This is a genomic window from Streptomyces sp. NPDC046197 (assembly GCF_040646295.1).
Taxonomy (GTDB): Bacteria; Actinomycetota; Actinomycetes; order Streptomycetales; family Streptomycetaceae; genus Streptomyces.
Genome location: NZ_JBEYZY010000057.1, coordinates 1 through 2390, shown reverse-complemented (window position 1 = coordinate 2390; position 2390 = coordinate 1). Strand labels below are relative to the sequence as shown.

Below are 2390 nucleotides of genomic sequence, written 5' to 3'. Positions count from 1 at the left end.
CTTCCAAATGACCGGCCACACCGGACCCGTCCACTCCGTAGCCTGCACAGTCCTCGACGACACCCCCACCGCCATCACCGCAAGCCACGACCAGACAATCCGCGCATGGGACCTGCACACCGGCGAGCCCACTGATCTCCTGAAGCTGCACGGACCCCTTGCTGTTGCTGTGAGCTCCGAGGGAGATCTCGTCGTGGGCTCCGATCACCATGTAGCGGTGTTCCGCCGGGGTTCCACCCACGGGACTACGAGCCTTCCAGCCGGAGTTACTTATCCCACTTTCGAAGCCGGCGACTGAGCGTTCACCCGCTCAGTCCCGTTGACCCCAGTAACCGGTGACCCACCTGCAGACCGGTGAATGAGGTTCGCACATGGCAAAGATCGCTCCGAAGGTAACCAAGCGGCGTCCCCCGACCGCCGGCTGCTTCCCGGCCGCCTGGGCGCACGTTTCCTCCCATCGACTCGAGGACTGAGCGGTCGCACATGGACTACTGCATCCCGTGCAGCCGCACGCTCAACGGCGCCGTAACGTGCCCGGAATGCGGGGCACACGACTCGGACATGGCCCAGCTGAGCCGGCAAAGAGGCAGTGCTCCGGCAGTGGACAGCGTGATGCCAGAAGTCCTGTTCAGCAACGGGCCCGACCCCGGCGAGCCCCCGGAGGGACTTACCTCCCCAAATCCCGCGCAGATCCCGCCGACAAGCGAGAACAACCGGCCGCCGCGACTGAAGAAGTATGCTGTCCGGTCTTTTGCCGCAGCTGCCTTCACCATCCTCGGCGGCCTGACCACGGCATCGCTGCTTCCCGAGTCAACAACGCCACGAGCAGTGTCGATCCCGGAACAGCCATCGCCCGAGGAGCCTTACGTCGGCGTCACCGACTCGCCGGCTCCACCGGCGCGTGCGACCACGCACCCAGCGCGAAAGAGTGTTCAGGACGAAAACGGTGACGGATTCCGGCGCCCCGTGCCGACCGCAACCCGCAGCACGTCACCGGCCTCCCGGCCTCCGGCCACCACCAGTGCGCCACCACCCGTGAGGAACAGTCCAGTTCCCCGGCCCCCCATGAGGGACCGCACCAGTCCTGCCCCGCAGACGCCGACCTCTTCCGCGCGGCCCTCCGCCAGTCCCTCCGCCAGCGTCAGCACCTCTCCCACCAGCAGCCCCTCGACCAGTGAGGAGGCAACCGGGAACTGAGCCGGGCCGGGCACCGGTGCCGGATCCGTGAGCGGACCGGGCGCATGTTCCCGTGCTGCCGCGGGAACGAGCGGAGTGGCGCTTCCTGACGCGTCACTGGCTGTCGTACTCGTCGTGACGGCGCCACCAGAAGCCGGTCTCGTTGCGGCCGAGTGGCGCGCGGTCGAGCCACTGGTACATGCCCCACAGGACGTCCAGCCCGCGCTCGTACGTCGAGTAGGTGTGGTACACGACGCCGTCCTCGAGGGCGAACGCGCTCATGCCGGGCCCTTCGCGCCGGTACTTCGGCCAGTCCGTTCCGACGCTCGCGGCCATCTCGGTGAGTGCCGGATTCTCCTCACCGGCCTTCGGCGGGCGCACGTCCATCGGGCGGAAGTTGTACTCGACGACTCCCGACTCCCACTCCTCCTTGGTGTGCGCCACCCCGAAGTCGTGGTTGAAGTCGCTGTCGAACGAGGACGCCCAGGGGAAGCTCCAGCCCATCCGCCGCTTGTAAGCCTGCAGTTTCGCCAGCGGAGCCCGTGACACCGCGCAGAGCCTGACGTCGTGATTCGCAAGGTGGACGACGGAGCCGTCGAAGCCGTCCGCGATCGCCGAGCAGGAGGGACACCCCGCCTTGTACTCCGGTCCGAACATGAAGTGGTAGATGAGCAGCTGCGAGCGCCCTTCGAAGAGATCGGCCAGGGACGCGGTGCCCTTGTCGGTCTCGAAGCGGTACTCCTTGTCGATGCGGACCCAGGGCAGCTCCTGCCGCTGTCGCGCCAGTGCGTCGCCACGCCGGGTCAGCTCCTTCTCGGCCTCGAGCAACTCCAGCCGAGCCGCCAGCCACTCCTCACGCGTTCCGGTCTTGTGGGTGGTCATCGTCCCTCTCCTTCCTGTGTTCCCGTCTTCCGGTACGTCCTCCGCTCCTGTCCTCCGCTCCTGTCCTCCGCTCCTGTCCTCCGGTCGTGACAACGGCCCGCCTGGCCGAGGCCACCGATGACCTCTCACATCGGTGGCGCGAGTCGATGCGGCGGCAAGTGCGAGCGTCGCGGCCGGCGCGGCGTACCGACGTTGCATCGGGTCTCCCCTGCCCAGCCTCGGCGGGCTCTGCTCCTGGCTAGTGCCCCGGCAGGCAACGTTCGCCCGTCAAGGAGTGACGTCCGGTGCGTGCTCTCGGCGTGCCGGCCGGAAGTCCTCGTACTGGACGTACT

2 protein-coding genes and 1 pseudogene are annotated in these 2390 nt (G+C 67.6%); 1 reads left to right on the top strand and 2 read right to left on the bottom strand.

Going from position 1 to position 2390, the window contains the following annotated elements:
- A pseudogene (locus AB0A61_RS38625) lies at nucleotides 1-298 on the top strand (hypothetical protein); the annotation flags it as partial.
- Nucleotides 299-932: 634 nt separating this feature from the next.
- Here AB0A61_RS38625 and AB0A61_RS38620 read toward each other — a convergent pair.
- Complete coding sequence (locus AB0A61_RS38620) at nucleotides 933-1211, bottom strand: hypothetical protein (protein WP_361303590.1); 279 nt, start codon at nucleotides 1209-1211, stop codon at nucleotides 933-935.
- 79 nt (nucleotides 1212-1290) lie between these two features.
- Nucleotides 1291-2058: a thioredoxin family protein gene (locus AB0A61_RS38615; RefSeq protein WP_361303587.1), complete on the bottom strand. Its 768-nt coding sequence runs from the start codon at nucleotides 2056-2058 to the stop codon at nucleotides 1291-1293.
- Between the last annotated feature and the right edge of the window lie 332 nt (nucleotides 2059-2390).

Coding starts and splice junctions, on each gene's coding strand:
- AB0A61_RS38615 (WP_361303587.1), bottom strand. CDS start 2,058: ATGACCACCCACAAGACCGGAACGCGTGAGGAGTGGCTGGCGGCTCGG.